This window comes from Actinophytocola sp. (assembly GCF_035634895.1).
GTDB lineage: Bacteria > Actinomycetota > Actinomycetes > Mycobacteriales > Pseudonocardiaceae > Actinophytocola.
Window position 1 is genome coordinate 21,877 of sequence record NZ_DASQCC010000100.1, and the last position, 14,993, is coordinate 36,869.

The 14,993-nt window shown below is 69.8% G+C and carries 16 protein-coding genes; 9 read left to right on the forward strand and 7 right to left on the reverse strand.

Annotated features, from left to right (window positions below):
- Nucleotide 1: 1 nt before the first annotated feature.
- A complete protein-coding gene (locus tag VET29_RS13780) occupies nucleotides 2–2,032 on the reverse strand; it encodes a TRAP transporter permease (protein ID WP_414636496.1) in 2,031 nt (676 codons plus the stop codon).
- A gap of 142 nt (nucleotides 2,033–2,174) precedes the next feature.
- Here VET29_RS13780 and VET29_RS13785 point away from each other — a divergent pair, with 142 nt between their 5' ends.
- Nucleotides 2,175–3,287 (forward strand): glycerophosphodiester phosphodiesterase, encoded by a 1,113-nt coding sequence (locus VET29_RS13785; RefSeq protein WP_324919871.1) that lies wholly within the window; start codon nucleotides 2,175–2,177, stop codon nucleotides 3,285–3,287.
- Nucleotides 3,288–3,332: 45 nt separating this feature from the next.
- Here VET29_RS13785 and VET29_RS13790 read toward each other — a convergent pair whose 3' ends face one another.
- On the reverse strand, nucleotides 3,333–4,622 hold the full coding sequence (locus VET29_RS13790) for an adenylosuccinate synthase (RefSeq protein WP_324919873.1): 1,290 nt from the start codon (nucleotides 4,620–4,622) through the stop codon (nucleotides 3,333–3,335).
- A gap of 151 nt (nucleotides 4,623–4,773) precedes the next feature.
- Here VET29_RS13790 and VET29_RS13795 point away from each other — a divergent pair, with 151 nt between their 5' ends.
- On the forward strand, nucleotides 4,774–5,349 hold the full coding sequence (locus VET29_RS13795) for a hypothetical protein (protein ID WP_324919875.1): 576 nt from the start codon (nucleotides 4,774–4,776) through the stop codon (nucleotides 5,347–5,349).
- A gap of 141 nt (nucleotides 5,350–5,490) precedes the next feature.
- Nucleotides 5,491–6,117 carry a GmrSD restriction endonuclease domain-containing protein gene (locus tag VET29_RS13800; protein ID WP_324919877.1) on the forward strand — a complete coding sequence of 209 codons (627 nt, stop codon included), beginning with the start codon at nucleotides 5,491–5,493 and terminating at the stop codon, nucleotides 6,115–6,117.
- Nucleotides 6,118–6,176: 59 nt separating this feature from the next.
- Here VET29_RS13800 and VET29_RS13805 read toward each other — a convergent pair whose 3' ends face one another.
- Nucleotides 6,177–6,596 carry a DUF3151 domain-containing protein gene (locus VET29_RS13805; protein ID WP_324919879.1) on the reverse strand — a complete coding sequence of 140 codons (420 nt, stop codon included), beginning with the start codon at nucleotides 6,594–6,596 and terminating at the stop codon, nucleotides 6,177–6,179.
- Nucleotides 6,597–6,601: 5 nt separating this feature from the next.
- Entirely contained in the window at nucleotides 6,602–7,633 is a 1,032-nt protein-coding gene (gene fbaA, locus VET29_RS13810; RefSeq protein WP_324919881.1) for a class II fructose-bisphosphate aldolase, read from the reverse strand.
- Between the two features lie 106 nt (nucleotides 7,634–7,739).
- Between fbaA and VET29_RS13815 the strand changes: the two genes are divergently transcribed.
- The gene (locus VET29_RS13815) at nucleotides 7,740–8,024 is read left to right on the forward strand and encodes a DUF427 domain-containing protein (protein ID WP_324919883.1); all 285 of its coding nucleotides are present in this window, start codon (nucleotides 7,740–7,742) and stop codon (nucleotides 8,022–8,024) included.
- A gap of 461 nt (nucleotides 8,025–8,485) precedes the next feature.
- Here VET29_RS13815 and VET29_RS13820 read toward each other — a convergent pair whose 3' ends face one another.
- Together VET29_RS13820 and VET29_RS13825 are read right to left on the reverse strand one after the other, a co-directional pair.
- On the reverse strand, nucleotides 8,486–9,313 hold the full coding sequence (locus tag VET29_RS13820; RefSeq protein ID WP_324919885.1) for an LLM class F420-dependent oxidoreductase: 828 nt from the start codon (nucleotides 9,311–9,313) through the stop codon (nucleotides 8,486–8,488).
- Between the two features lie 54 nt (nucleotides 9,314–9,367).
- Nucleotides 9,368–10,990: an alkaline phosphatase D family protein gene (locus VET29_RS13825; RefSeq protein ID WP_324919888.1), complete on the reverse strand. Its 1,623-nt coding sequence runs from the start codon at nucleotides 10,988–10,990 to the stop codon at nucleotides 9,368–9,370.
- Between the two features lie 111 nt (nucleotides 10,991–11,101).
- Here VET29_RS13825 and VET29_RS13830 point away from each other — a divergent pair, with 111 nt between their 5' ends.
- Both VET29_RS13830 and VET29_RS13835 read left to right on the forward strand, forming a co-directional pair.
- Complete coding sequence (locus tag VET29_RS13830) at nucleotides 11,102–11,995, forward strand: short-chain dehydrogenase/reductase (protein ID WP_324919889.1); 894 nt, start codon at nucleotides 11,102–11,104, stop codon at nucleotides 11,993–11,995.
- Nucleotides 11,996–12,028: 33 nt separating this feature from the next.
- Complete coding sequence (locus tag VET29_RS13835) at nucleotides 12,029–12,469, forward strand: pyridoxamine 5'-phosphate oxidase family protein (RefSeq protein ID WP_324919891.1); 441 nt, start codon at nucleotides 12,029–12,031, stop codon at nucleotides 12,467–12,469.
- Here VET29_RS13835 and VET29_RS13840 read toward each other — a convergent pair.
- Nucleotides 12,452–12,736 carry a YciI family protein gene (locus VET29_RS13840; RefSeq protein ID WP_324919893.1) on the reverse strand — a complete coding sequence of 95 codons (285 nt, stop codon included), beginning with the start codon at nucleotides 12,734–12,736 and terminating at the stop codon, nucleotides 12,452–12,454. The two genes, VET29_RS13835 and VET29_RS13840, sit on opposite strands and share 18 nt — an antisense overlap.
- Before the next feature lie 49 nt (nucleotides 12,737–12,785).
- On the opposite strand from VET29_RS13840, the gene VET29_RS13845 reads away from it, so the two are divergent.
- The 3 genes from VET29_RS13845 (at nucleotide 12,786) to VET29_RS13855 (ending at nucleotide 14,941) form a co-directional block, all read left to right on the forward strand.
- Complete coding sequence (locus VET29_RS13845; RefSeq protein WP_324919895.1) at nucleotides 12,786–13,376, forward strand: SigE family RNA polymerase sigma factor; 591 nt, start codon at nucleotides 12,786–12,788, stop codon at nucleotides 13,374–13,376.
- 147 nt (nucleotides 13,377–13,523) lie between these two features.
- A complete protein-coding gene (nagA, locus tag VET29_RS13850) occupies nucleotides 13,524–14,678 on the forward strand; it encodes an N-acetylglucosamine-6-phosphate deacetylase (protein ID WP_324919897.1) in 1,155 nt (384 codons plus the stop codon).
- Nucleotides 14,675–14,941: a hypothetical protein gene (locus VET29_RS13855; protein WP_324919899.1), complete on the forward strand. Its 267-nt coding sequence runs from the start codon at nucleotides 14,675–14,677 to the stop codon at nucleotides 14,939–14,941. Before nagA ends, VET29_RS13855 begins: the two co-directional genes overlap by 4 nt.
- Nucleotides 14,942–14,993 lie beyond the last annotated feature (52 nt).

The window sequence follows — 14,993 nt, forward strand, 5'->3', positions numbered from 1 at the left end:
ATCATTGGGCTCCTTGTTCTCTCGGGGTCCTGCGGCCGATCAGGTGGATGACGACCGCCACCGCAAAGAAACCGACGCCGATCGCTATCGACAGCGGTTGCAGGTAGAGCAAGAGCAGGGCCGCCGGCACGCACATGGCACGTTCCGGCCACCGAGCCGGGCCGAACAGCCAGCCGCCCGTGACGACCGCCAGGGCCGCCACGCCGAGCGCGGACACCACGACGACCCACAGCACCGTCACCGCGTCCTGCTGGAGCAGCAACGCGGAACCGTTGTCCGTCAACACGAACGCCAACGGCACCAGGAACGCGGGCAGCGTGTACTTCCACGTCTGCCACATCGTCCTCATCACCGAACCGCCGGTGATCGCGGCCGCCGCCACCGCGGCCAGGGCGGTCGGCGGGGTCACCTCCGACAGGACCGCGTAGTAGAAGATGAACATCGCGACCTCGGGCGGCGCCACGTTCAGATCCGCCAGCGCCGGGCCAAGCACCACCCACGCGATGATGAACGACGCGGTCACCGGCACCGCAAGGCCCAGCACGCTCACCGCGACCGCCGCGAAGACGGCCGTCAGCACCAGGGCCATGGTCGGGTTCGACGCCAGCGCCTGTGCCTTGTCCACGAGTGTCGACGCCAGCTCCTGGCCCAGCCCCGTCTTCGTGATCGTCGACGTGATCACCCCCGCCGCCGCGCACACCGCGACCACCGGGAGCGCGCCGCGGATGCCTTCCGCCAACGAGTCCGCGATCAGGCGCACCCAGGCGAGCGGCGACCCGCCGCCCACCAGTTGCGAGATCAGCGCGAACAGCGCCGACACACCCGTCGCGTAGACCACCGCGGTGAACGGCGGGATGTCCAGTGCCAGGAACACCACGATGATCCCCAGCGACACGAAGTGGTAGCCGCCGCCCTTCAGCAGCTCCCACACCCGCGGGGTGTCCAGGTCCACCGGCTTCGCGCCGAAGCGCCGCGCGTCGGCCTCCACCGCGAACGCGATGCCCAGGTAGTACAGGACCGTCGGCATGATCGCCCACAGCAGCACGGTCAGGTACGAGACCTGCAGGTACTCCGCGATGATGAACGCCGCCGCGCCCAGCGTCGGCGGCGACAGGATCGCGCCGATGCCCGACGCGGCGAGGAGTCCGCCCGCGTTCTCGCGCGGGTAGCCGGCACGCCGCAGCACCGGCCACGTGATCGCGCCGAGGCTCACCGTCGTCGCCGTGCCCGAGCCCGACACCGTGCCGAGCAGGAAGCCCGACAGCGCGGCCGTGCGCCCGGGCGCGGTGCGGGACCTGCGGAACGTGGCGAAGCTCAGGTCCACGAAGAACGTGCCGGCACCGGACGCGGACAGCACCGCGCCGTAGATCGTGAACAGCACGATGTACGTCGCGGCCACGTCCAGCGGGATGCCGTAGAACCCGCTCTGGTCGTTGTACAGCGCGTTGACGATCTGGCTGAAGTCCACGCCCGCGTGCGCGATGTCCCAGTCCTGCGGCAGGTAGCCGCCGTAGTACGCGTACGCCAGAAAAGCCAGGCACACCAACGGAAGCACCAGACCGGTCGTGCGCCTGGTCGCCTCCAGGACCAGGACCAGCAGCAGCGCGCCCGCTATGACGTCCGGTGTGGACAGGATCCCCTGCCGGTCCAGGAACGCGTCGAAGCCGCCCGCGAAGCCGTCGCCGCCGACCGGCAGCACCGGGTACAGACCGACCAGCAACGCGATCACCGCGAACGCCCAGTCGAGCGGGCCGGGGTTGTCGGGGTCCTTGGCCGTGCCACGCATCCGGTAGCACAGGAACACCAGCGGCAGCGTGAGTGCCAGGAAGATCACCAGGTAGAACTGGTTGCCCGTGGCGAACGGCCAGAAGACCTGTTTGAGCACGAGCAGGGCGACCGCGATCGACGCCGCCCAGACGAACCGGTCCCAGCGGCCGGTCAGCCGCCGCGCCGGGCGTTCCTCGTCGTGCTCGCCGACCGTGCCGGCCACACCCACCTCGGCGTCCATGTCTTCCGTAGACCTGGTCACCATCCGCAACCTACCGGTCACGCCGACAAGATGATCGGATGCGTAATCGCTTCGTCACCTTCTCCTCTGGTGGAGTTTCCTCAGCTGGGCAACGATGCGCAGGCCTTGCGGCAGCGCCGTGAGGCTTCGATCGGAGGAGGAGACCGTGAGTTCGAAGTTACTGCGCCTGGCCGTCACGGCGACGGCGGCGCTCGCCCTGGTCGGCGCGGCTCCCGCGACGGCCGAGCACGGCCCGGCCACGACCACCGCCGCACACGACGACTTCACCGTCGTCGGGCACCGCGGCGCCGCGGGGTACCGGCCGGAGCACACGCTCGCGTCCTACGAGCTCGCGGCCCGGATGGGCGCCGACTACATCGAGCCGGACCTGGTCGTCACCAGGGACGGCGTGCTGGTCGCCCGGCACGAGCCGGAGATCGGCGGCACCACCGACGTCGCGGCCCACCCCGAGTTCGCCGGCCGCAAGACCACCAAGCTGCTCGACGGTGTGGCCACCACCGGCTGGTTCACCGAGGACTTCACGCTCGCCGAGCTGAAGACGTTGCGTGCCAAGGAACGCATCCCGGCCGTCCGCCAGCGCAACACGATCTACGACGGGAAGTACCAGGTCCCGACGTTCCAGGAGGTCATCGACCTGTCGCGGCGGCTGTCGCGCGAGCTGCACCGGGAGATCGGCATCTACCCGGAGACCAAGCACCCCACGTACTTCCGCAAGCAGGGCCTGCCGCTGGAGCCGCGACTCGTGGCGGCGCTCAACCGCAACGGGCTGAACCGCCCCAGCGCCAAGGTGTTCGTGCAGTCGTTCGAGGTCACGAACCTGATCCAGCTGCACAGGGTGCTGCGGGTGCCCCTCGTGCAGCTGACCTCCGCGTCGGGAGCGCCGTTCGACTTCGTGGACTCCGGTGACCCGCGGACCTACGCGGACATCACCTCGGCCACGGGCCTGAAGGACGTCGCCAGGTACGCCGAGGGCCTCGGGCCGGACAAGAACCAGATCATCCCGCGCGACGCCGCCGGCTTCCTTGCGGCGCCGACGACGCTGGTCCGGGACGCGCACCGGGCGGGCCTGAAGGTCCACCCGTACACGTTCCGCGCGGAGAACACGTTCCTGCCGGCGGACTTCCGCTCCTCAGCGGACCCGAACGCGTACGGCGACCTGTTCGGTGAGATCGCCACGTTCAAGGCCACGGGCATCGACGGCCTGTTCACCGACAACACCGACATCGCGGTGGCACAGGAGCAGTTGGCCGCCGCCTAGGCTTACGGACCCCCTCGGGACGCCCAATGTCCCGAGGGGGGTCCGTCAGCCGAGCATCGAGTGGCGCACGATCGTCTGGTCGCGGCCGGGGCCCACGCCGATGGCCGAGAACCGCGCGCCCGACAGCTCCTCGAGGCGGTCCACGTACGCCCTGGCGTTCGCCGGCAGGTCCTCGAAGGTCCGGCACTCGGAGAGGTCCTCCCACCAGCCGGGCAGCTCCTCGTACACCGGCACGGCGTGGTGGACGTCGGTCTGGGTCATCGGCATGTCGTGCACGGTCTCGCCGTTCACCTTGTACGCCACGCAGATCGGCACCCGGTCCAGCCCGGACAGCACGTCGAGCTTGGTCAGGAAGTAGTCGGTGATCCCGTTGACACGCGCGGCGTAGCGGGCGATCACGGCGTCGAACCAGCCCGTGCGGCGGGACCGGCCGGTGGTCACGCCGAACTCGCCGCCGGTCTTGCGCAGCCGCTCGCCCATCTCGTCGTGCAGCTCGGTCGGGAACGGCCCGGAGCCCACGCGTGTGGTGTACGCCTTGAGGATGCCGATCACGGTCGTGATGCGGGTCGGGCCGATGCCGGAACCGGCCGCCGCGCCGCCCGCGGTCGGGTTCGACGACGTGACGAACGGGTACGTGCCGTGGTCGACGTCGAGCAGCGTGCCCTGCGAGCCCTCCAGCAGCACCGCCTCGTCACGTTCCAGGGCCTGGTTCAGCAGCAGCCGGGTGTCGGCGATGCGGTGCGCGAACCGCTCGCCGCACTCCAGCACCGAGTCCACGACCTGCTCGGGGTCGAGCGCCTTGCGGTTGTAGACCTTGACGAGGATCTGGTTCTTGACGTCGAGGGCCGCCTCGACCTTCTGGCGCAGGATTTTCTCGTCGAGCAGGTCCTGCACCCGCACGCCCACCCGCGAGACCTTGTCCTGGTACGCGGGCCCGATACCGCGGCCGGTGGTGCCGATCTTGGCCTTGCCGAGATACCGTTCGGTGACTTTGTCGATGGCCACGTGGTAGGGCATGATCAGGTGCGCGTCCGCGGAGATAAGCAGACGGGACGTGTCCACGTCCCGCTCCTCCAGACCGGCCAGCTCAGTCAGCAACACCCCGGGGTCGACCACCACGCCGTTGCCGATCACGTTGGTCACGCCGGGCGTCAGAATGCCCGAGGGAATCAGGTGGAGCGCGAAGTCTTGGCCATCCGGCAGCACAACCGTGTGACCCGCGTTGTTGCCGCCCTGGTAGCGCACCACCCACTGGACCTGCTCGCCCAGGAGGTCTGTCGCCTTGCCTTTACCTTCGTCACCCCACTGGGCGCCGATGAGCACGATGGCCGGCATGTGAGACTCCCCGATGTCATGGAATAGGGCTGGGCGAAATGCCGGTGATTGAGCGTAGACCAGGAGTCCGCCAGTGGTAGCACTAATACTCGGTTGTGGGACGGCTGTCACCAGTGGTGACTGGTCAAAACTGACGTCGAGCACGGGATCGATGCCGCACGAGATCCCTGCCACACCGAGCCGAAACGATGTCGACCCGCTGCTGAAGGGCGACGAGTACGACCGGGTCGTGGTGCACGGCACCGACGCCGATCTGGCCGCCGTCGTACTCAGGCTGCTGCGCACCGATCGGGTGGCGGACGTGCCCGTCGGGTTCGTGCCGGTGGATCATCAGCGCTCGGTGGTCGCCCAGGTGTGGAAGCTGCCGGTGGACTCGGCCGGCCTGGCACTCACGGCGGGTGACCGACCGCTCCCGCTGATCCGGGACGACGCCGGCGGGGTCCTCGTCGGGCTCGGCGCGCTGACGTCGGTCAGCGGCACCGTGTACTGCGACGACGTGGTCGCGCTGCGCGGCGACGCCAGCCGGATCGAGGTGACGCCGGGACCCGAGGGCGTCGAGGTGCGGGTGGTCCGTGGCCGTCTGCGCCGGCCGGCGGTGTTCTCGGGGCGCGCCGTGCAGTTCGGCATCGACGGGTCGTCGCCGGTGCACGACGGGGTGACGCACTCCCGCCTCGTGACGCGCTGGACGTGGTACCGCCACACCGAGGACCTGCGCGCGATCCACTGAGGCGCGAGCCCCGGCGCTCACAGTCCTGCCGGACCACTGCTGATCCCTTTGGACCACAACGAAAGTCGGCAATTCGCCGAGGTCATTGCCCTGCCGGCCAACGGTGTCGCATCGTCGATGCACTCTACTCAGGAGGGCACGATGTCGGGGAAAGCTTTTGTCGGCGCGGTGTTGCTGGCCGCCGGGGCCGTGATCGGGCTCGGCGGTGCGGCTCAGGCGACTCCACCGGGTATCCCTTCGGCGGGTACCGCTCGGACCGAGCTGGCGGCGCTCACGGTAGCGCCGGACGGCTCCATGGACGGCTACGACCGGGACCGGTTCCCGCACTGGCACAGCGTCGAAGGTGCTTGCAACACAAGGGAGATGGTGCTCCAGCGGGACGGCGACGGGGTCGAGACGGGCAGCGACTGCGCGCCGACGTCCGGGAGCTGGACCAGTCCGTACGACGGGGACACCTGGACCCAGGCGTCCGATGTGGACATCGACCACATGGTCCCGCTCGCGGTCGCGTGGCGGTCCGGTGCGTCGAGCTGGACGACGGCCGAGCGTGAGGCGTTCGCCAACGACCTGAACTCGCCGCAGCTGTGGGCGGTCACGGACAACGTGAACCAGGAGAAGAGCGACCAGACGCCGGACGAGTGGAAACCGCCACTGGAGTCGGAGTGGTGTGAGTACGCGCGGGCCTACACGCACGTGAAGTACCTCTACGAGCTGACGGTCGACTCGACCGAGGAGGGCGCGCTAGCCGACATGCTCGCGACCTGCTGACCCGTCCCGGCGGACCCCCTTCGAGGCGATGACCGTCTCGAAGGGGGTCCGTCACGGCGTCAGGCCAGGCCGAGCTGGGCGGGCGCCTCGGGGTCGGAGTCGGCGAGGAACTGCCTGCACCGCTCGTACTCCTCGACGTCGTTGATCGCCTGCGCGGCCCGCGACAGCGCGGCGAGCGCCCGGAGGAAGCCCTGGTTGGGCCGGTGTGCCCACGGGATGGGGCCGTGGCCCTTCCAGCCAGCCCGGCGCAGCTGGTCGAGCCCGCGGTGGTAGCCGGTGCGTGCGTAGGCGTAGGCGGCGACCGGGTTGTTCTCCGTCAGCGCCAGCTCGGCGAGCGCCGCCCAGCCCTCGCTGAAGTCCGGCCACTCGGTGACGACCTTCGACGGCTCCGTACCGCCCTCCATCGCCGCCTGCGCCTCGGGGCGCTCGGGCAGGTGGGTGGCCGGCGGACCGCCGAACAGGTTCTCCTGCAAGGTCATGGCGCTCAGCCCGCCAGCATTCGGCCGGTCGACCTCAGCTGCTCGCACGCCTGGGTGATGCGTGCGGCCATGCCCTGCTCGGCCGCCTTCAGGTACGAGCGCGGGTCGTAGGCCTTCTTGTTGCCGACCTCGCCGTCGATCTTCAGCACGCCGTCGTAGTTGTTGAACATGTGCGCGACCACCGGACGGGTGAACGCGTACTGGGTGTCCGTGTCGATGTTCATCTTCACGACGCCGTACGACACGGCCTCCTGGATCTCCTCCACCAGCGAGCCGGAGCCGCCGTGGAAGACCAGCTCGAACGGCTTCTCGCCCGGCCGGCCCAGCTTCTCGGCGACGACCTCCTGGCCGCGCTTGAGCACGTCCGGACGCAGCTTGACGTTGCCCGGCTTGTAGACGCCGTGCACGTTGCCGAACGTGGCGGCCAGCAGGTAGCGGCCGCGCTCGCCGGCGCCGAGCACGTCGACCGTCCTGATGAAGTCGCCCTCCGCTGTGTACAGCTTCTCGTTGATCTCGTGGGCGACGCCGTCCTCCTCGCCGCCGACGACGCCGATCTCGACCTCGAGGATGATCTTCGCCTTGGCCGCCGCGTCGAGCAGCTCGGCCGCGATGGTCAGGTTCTCCTCCAGGTCGATGGCCGAGCCGTCCCACATGTGCGACTGGAACAGCGGCTCCTTGCCCGCGGCGACCCGCTCCTGCGAGATGGCGATCAGCGGCCGGACGAACCCGTCGAGCTTGTCCTTCGGGCAGTGGTCGGTGTGCAGGGCGATGTTGACCGGGTACTTCGCGGCGATCACGTGCGCGTACTCGGCGAGTGCCGTGGCACCGGTGACCATGTCCTTGACCTTGGTGCCGGAGGCGAACTCGGCCCCGCCGGTCGAGACCTGGACGATGCCGTCGCTCTCGGCCTCGGCGAAGCCGCGCAGGGCGGCGTTGAGCGTCTCGGAAGAGGTCACGTTGATGGCTGGGAAGGCGAACTCGTTCGCCTTGGCCCGGTCCAGCATCTCCGCGTAGACCTCGGGGGTGGCGATGGGCATCGGTACGTCCTCCTCGTGCCTGGCAGAGCCGTCGGCCCGATCCTACGAGGCGGCGCTCGCGGCTCGGACGCAGGATGACCGATTCAGAAGGAGCACACTGGAGCCCATGGCAACTGCACGCTGGAACGGCGAGGTAATCGCACAGAGTGACGACACCAAGGTCGTCGAGGGCAACGAGTACTTCCCACCGGACTCGGTCCGCGCCGACTTCCTCGCACCGTCCGAAACCCGCTCGACCTGCCCGTGGAAGGGCGAGGCGAGCTACTACACCCTCCGCGTGAACGGCGACGAGAACCCGGACGCCGCCTGGTACTACCCGACCCCCAAGGACGCGGCCGCCGAGATCAAGGACCACGTCGCCTTCTGGCGCGGCGTCGAGGTGACAGCCTGACAACTTTTTCTTGATCAACGCGAACGCAGGTGGTCGCGTGGGCAGTCCCCCACCCAACCCAGGGGGCCGGCCCCGGTCCCATTGTACCGGCTGAGACGGACGAAACGGCTGGTCAACGGGGGGTGTGGATAGCTTTCACCCGGTGAGTGCGAGCGAAAGGGACACTCGTGCGGCGGGTGGGGTTGGAGCGGGCCGCGCAGGCAGGCTCGGACGAACGCTGATGCGGGATCGGGCCCCGCCCGCTCGGTGAGCGGGCCGTTCAAGGTGGACGGGACTTCATCGCGGGGTGAGTCTGAGGGCGACCTGGGTGAGCGGTCGCTTACGCCGGCCGAGCTTGCAGGCCGACCCGGGGCAGTCGAGCCGGCACGACTTGGAACCGACCCACCAGCACGAAACATCGCTCAGCTGACAAACGCGTTGGGCGAGCGGCCGCATGAACAGACCGCTCGCCCAGGCTGGGGTCAGACCAGCGCCGCCGACAGGGCCCTGAGCACCGGCAGCCGGTTCTCGTTCAGGACCTGGATCGCCACCTGGTCGGCGCCCGCGTCTCGGTGGGCCTGGATGCGTTCGCGGATGGCCTCCTCGTCGCCCCAGGCGACCAGGGCGTCCACCAGTCGGTCGCTGCCGCCGTCGGTTATGTCGGCCTCGGTGAAGCCGAGGCGCAGCCAGTTGTTGGTGTAGTTCGGCAGGCGGTAGTACATCTCCAGCCGCTCCCGGGCGAGTGCTCGCGCCTCGTCCGGGTCCGTGGACAGGACCACCTTCTGCTCCGGCACCAGCAGCTTGTCGGGCCCCAGGATCTCCCTCGCCTGCGCCGTGTGTTCCGGCGTCGTCAGGTACGGGTGCGCGCCCGCCGTGCGTTCCCCGGCCAGGCGCAGCACCTTCGGGCCCAGCGCGGCCAGCACCCGACCGGACTCCGGAACGCCACCCTCGTCCAGCACGTCCAGGTAGCTCACCAGCTTGTCGTACGGCTTCGTGTAGCGCTCGCCCACCAGCGGGCGGTGGCCTGCCCCGATCCCCAGCACCAACCGGTCGGGGTAGGCCGCCGCCACGCGGTGGTAGCCGCCGACGGCCACGGTCGGGTCGGCGTCCCAGACGTTCACGATCCCCGTCGCCACCACCAGGCTGGTGGACGCGGCCAGGATCGGCTCGATCGTGGACAGGTCGGCCGGCGGTGAGCCGCCCAGCCACGCCGTGCCGTAGCCGAGGTGTTCCAGTTCCGCCAGTGCCGAAGGGTCACCGAACTCCGACCACGAACCGTGCCCCCACACGCCAACCGGACCGATGTCCATGCTGCCTCCAAGTTGTCTTCGACAAATATCGAAGACAACTCGCCGGCGCGGCGGCTAATTCCCGATCGGGGTGCCCACCGACTGGACCTTCTGGGTGCCGGCCCGCGTGCGGAACGAGCGCGCCCAGTTCAGCGTGCTCGCCGGGTCCGCCTTGTTCGCGAGGTAGTACCAGTCCATCTGGGCACCCGCAGGCGTCACCTCCAGCACCGACGGGCCGTGCGAGTCCAGCTCCACGTACTTGATGTGCCGGTTCAGCACCCGGATCGCGGACTCCAGCGCCGGCGACACGGTCCTCGGCGGCACGCCCAGGATCTCGTCGATGTTGTCCGAGGTCACCGACGTGCACACGAACTCCGTCGCCACCGAGGGGGACAGCGGGTACAGGCCCGCGTCCCTGGGCACGTCGCTCGCCCACGACGAGTGGATGTCGCCGGTCAGGAACACGGTGTCGCGCACGCCATGACCCGCGAGGGTCGCGAGCAGGCGACGGCGGTCGGCCGCGTAGCCGTCCCACTGGTCGGGGTTGATCGACAGGCCCTCGGACGGCAGGCCCAGCAGCTCCGCCAGCGGGCCGAGCAGCTCAGGCGAGAGCGGTGGCAGCTGGAACGGCGCGATCATCACCGAGTTGCCGACCAGTTTCCACTGCGCGCCGCTCGTGACCAGGCCGTTCTCCAACCACGCCATCTGCTCGGCGCCGGTGATCGTCCGGTTCGGGTCGTCCGTGCCGCCGTTGCCGACGGCCACCTGCTTCGACCGGTAGCTGCGCAGGTCGAGCATGAACAGCTCGCCCAGCAGGCCGAAGCGCAGGCGCCGGTAGATCTTGTCCGCCTCGTTGCGTACCGGCATCCACTCGAAGTACGCCTGGTGGGCGGCCGCCTTCCGGGTGGCGTAGTCGCCCTCGGTGTCCGGCTGGTGGTTCTCGGCGCCGCCGGACCACGCATCGTTGGCCACCTCATGGTCGTCCCAGGTCGCGATCATCGGGACCGTCGCGTGCAGCCGCCGCAGGTGCTCGTCGGACTTGTACTGCGCGTGCCGCCGCCGGTAGTCGGCCAATGTCAGGATCTCGTGCGGCGGGTCGTGGGGCCGGACGGCCTCGCCGTTGAAGTCGCCGGCGTACTCGTAGATGTAGTCACCCAGATGGAGGACGGCGTCCAGGTCGCCGCGCTCGGCGAGGTAGCGGTACGCGGCGAAGTAGCCGGCCGGGACGTTCGAGCAGGACACCACGCCGAAGCGCAGCCGGGCGACGGCGGCGGTCAGCGCGGGCGCGGTGCGGGTGGTGCCGACGGCGGAGACCGCGCCACCCAGCCGGAAGCGGTAGTAGTACGTGCTCGCCGGGTTCAGGCCGGTCGCGTCGGCCTTCACGGTGTGGTCCCGGCCGGGGCCGGTGCCGACCACACCGGAGGCGACCACGGCGGCGAAGGCCGGGTCCGTGGCGACCTCCCAGGTCACGTCGACGGTCGGGCCGACGCCGGAACCCGGGGTGGCGTCGGGGGTCGGGGTGACGCGCGTCCACAGCAGGACCGCGTCTGGCAGGGGGTCACCTGAGGCGACACCGTGCGCGAAGACGGGTTCGGCGGCGCTGGCGGCGGTCGCACCCGCGGCCACCACGCCCGCACCGAGCACCACACCCGCCGCGCCTACTCGCAGTACGGATCTACGGTCGTAGGTCTGCTCCATGTCACCGATCCTGGTGTCACCCAGGGGTGTGACATACAGCCGTTCTTCGTAAACATTCCGTGCACATTTACCATCTACTCGAAGTAAGTTACTAGTGGTAGGTTCGATGGCATGTCGAAGGTGACGGGAAAGGTCGTGCTGATCACGGGCGCTGCCCGGGGCATCGGCGCAGGTGTCGCGCGGGACCTGGCCGCCAAGGGCGCGAAGGTGGCGCTGGTCGGGCTCGAACCCGAGGAGCTGGCCGAGGTCGCGCGGGAGTGCGGACCGGACGCCGGTGCCTGGGAGGCCGACGTCACCAGCTGGGCAGACCTCGAGAAGGTGACCGCGGAGATCGTCGCGCGGTACGGCCGGATCGACGTCGTGCTGGCCAACGCGGGCATCGCGGCCACCGGCTTCACCCGGTCGATCGACACGGCCTCGTTCGAGCGGGTGATCAACGTGAACCTGTTGGGTGTCTGGCGCACCATCCGCGTGACGCTGCCCCACCTGATCGAGTCAAAGGGCTACGCGCTGCTCGTGTCGTCCGCGGCTGCGATCGTCCACATCCCCGGCAACGCGGCCTACTCCGCGGCGAAGGCCGGCGTCGAGGCGTTCGCGAACGCGCTGCGTGCGGAGGTCAGGCACCTCGGCGTGGACGTCGGCGTCGTACACCCGACCTGGATCGCGACGGACATGGTCAACTCCGCCGACGAGCACCCGGTGTTCGGCAGGATGCGGGCCACCAACGGCGGAATCGCCAGCAGGACCTATCCGCTCTCGGTTGCCGTCGACCTCATCTCCGCCGGCATCGCCAAACGCACGCGGGCAGTGCACGTGCCGGGCTGGGTCGGCGTGCTGAAGCTGTTCCGCACGCTGATCCCGCGCGTGGTCGAGTGGCAGGCGCGCCGGTTCGTGCCGGCCGGGGACAAGGCGGCGATCGAGGACATCGAGAAGCGCGGCGCGGTCGAGGCGAGCATGGTCGGCCCCGGCGCGAAGGCTGCGGCCCGCCGCGACGGTGCGCTATAACGTGTTATGCCGTCGCGCCGTGACAAGATCAAGATGACCTCTGACGAGGTCGCCGCCTTCCTCGCCGAGGGGAAGACGGCGAACCTCGCGACCATCGGCCCGAACGGGCGACCCCACCTGACGGCGCTCTGGTACGTGCCGAACGGCGAGGTCATCGAGACGTGGACGTTCGCCAAGTCGCAGAAGGCCGCCAACCTGCAGCGGCTGCCGCAGGCCACGATCCTCGTCGAGACCGGCGACTCCTACGAGAAGCTGCGCGGCGTCTCCATGGAGTGCGACGTGGAGCTGGTGACCGACGTGGAGCGGATCACGGCCATCGGTCAGCAGCTCATGCACCGGTACAACGACAACCCGGAGATCGCCACGTCGGCGAGCCAGTTCGTCCGGTTGCAGGCGCCCAAGCGGGTGGGCCTGATCTGCCGGCCGACGAAGATCGTGAGCTGGGACCACTCGAAGCTAGCGGGCACCTACTGAGCCCATGACGAGCTTCCACTCGTTGACCGTGCGGGACGCGGCCACCCCGTCGATCGTGTACGGGTCCTGGGCGAGCAGCTGGTCCAGCTCGGCACGGTCCGCGACCTGGTAGATCGCGAACCCCGCCGAGTCGTCCACCCACGGACCGGCCGCGCCGACCTTGCCCTGCTCGACCAGCGCCTGCAGGTAGACGCGGTGGCGAGGACGGCTGTCCGCGAGCTTGCCGGGGTCGTCGATGTACTTGGTCTCTACCGTGAACCAGGCCATAGCGCGAACGGTACAGACGGCGGCCGGGGCGGACCGGTAGGGTGCGCCTGTGCCTGGGGAACTCAGTGCGGAACGCAGCGTCGAGCAGACGCTCGGTCATCTGCGTGCGATCGACACGGGGAGCTTCCCCGTGCCCACAGCGCCCGTCCAGCAGGCGCCGCTGACCCTCGAGGACCTGTATCGCACACATCGCATGCGTCTCGTCCGGCTCGCGTTGCTGCTGGTAGACGAGCCGGCGACGGCCGAGGACGTCGTGCAGGAGGCGTTCACCGGGCTGCACCGCAACTGGGGCAACCTCCGCGACGCCGCCGCGGCCCTCGGCTACCTGCGCACCGCCGTGGTCAACGGGTCGCGGTCCGTGCTGCGCCGCCGCAAGACCGCCCGCGAGTACACCCCGCCGCACCAGGTCAACGCGCGGTCCGCGGAGAGCCTCGCGATGCTGACGGCCGAGCACCAGGGGGTCGTGCGCGCGTTGTCGCAGCTGCCGCCCCGCCAGCGCGAGGTACTGGTGCTGCGTTACTACGGCGACCTGTCCGAGGCGGAGATCGCCGAGGCCGCCGGCATCTCCAAGGGGACGGTCAAGTCGACGGCCAGCCGGGCCCTGGACGCGCTGCAGAAGATCATGCGCACCCCTAACTGACAGCCGCTTGGAAGCGATTCTCCACCTAGTCGCGCCCACGAAACGTTAGGCAATAACGCGACTGCATTGGTATATAGTGAATAACCCCCATGCGGGCAACAGGCGCTATGGTATAGACCAATAGCGTCAGGTGTTGAGGGGTGAGGGATGGCTGCGCAGCTCATCAGCGGGGGACGGGTCGCCACGCCGGATGGCGTGCTCGACCCGGGCTGGTTGCTCGTCGACGACGGCCGGATCACCGCGCTCGGCAGCGGTGAGCCACACTTCCGCCCCGGTACGACAGTCACCGACGCCTCGGGCAGTTGGGTGGTTCCCGGCTTCGTCGACATCCACTGCCACGGTGGTGGCGGCGCCGCGTTCACCAGCGCGGATCCCGCCCACGTGCGGCAGGTCGTCGACTCGCACACCGCGCACGGCACCACGACGATGCTCGCGAGCCTGGTCACGCGGCCGGTGAGCGAGCTGGTCGAGCAGGTCGCGGCCCTGGCCGAGCTGGTCCAGGAGGGCCTGGTCGCGGGCATCCACCTCGAGGGGCCGTTCCTGTCGGCGGCCCGCTGCGGCGCACACGACCCGGTGTTGCTCAGGCCTCCTGACCCGGTCTCGGTGGACGCGCTGCTGTCGGCCGGCCGCGGCACGATCCGGATGGTGACCGTCGCGCCCGAGCTGGAAGGTGCGGTCCCCGCGGTCAAGCGGCTGGTCGACGCCGGTGTGCTCGCGGCGATCGGCCACACGGACGCGCTGGCCGAGGACGTCGTGCCGGCGGTGGACGCGGGCGCGACCGTGGCGACGCACCTGTTCAACGGCATGCGGCCGCTGCACCACCGCGAGCCGGGTCCGATCGGCGTGCTGCTGGACGACGAGCGGGTGACGGTCGAGCTGATCTGCGACCTCGTGCACCTGCACCCGACGATCGTGCGGCTGGCCGCCCGGCACGCGGGCGCCGCCCGCACCGTGTTGATCACCGACGCGATCGCGGCCGCGGCGGCCGGCGACGGGACCTACGACATCGGCGGGCTGAAGGTCGACGTGACGAACGGCGTGCCGACGCTGGCGGACGGCGGTTCGCTCGCGGGCAGCACGCTGACCATGGACGCGGCGTTCCGGAACCTGGTGAAGAGCTGCGGGCTGGGCGTGCTCGACGCGGTGGCGGCGGCGTCCACGCGACCAGCCGCCCTGCTCGGCCTCGGCGACGTGACCGGCAGGCTGGCCCCCGGGTTCGCGGCCGATGTCGTCTTGTTGGACGACGCGCTGCGCCCGGTGTCGGTGATGCGGCGAGGCGAGTGGGTACCTTCTGGTACGTGACACCCGACGACCCGGAGAAACTGCTCGCCGACGCGCTGCGTGCGCAGGCGCGGCAGGCCCCGGCCGACACCTCGCCGGTCGGGTACGGGTTGCTGTCGGGGAGCGACCTGCCGCCGACCCTGCCTCGTGCCGAGGACGTGACGACCCACATCCCGGAGGAGCCGGACGAGCCGCGTCAGGTGCCGATGCTGCTCGTCCTGCTGTTGGCGCTGCTCCTGGGCCTCGCGTCGGGTGCGGTCGTGGGGCTGCTCACGCTCCTGTGACGCTCGCGTACCCTTCGATGGTGTGACGCCCGCCGCCGCCACCGTGCACGCG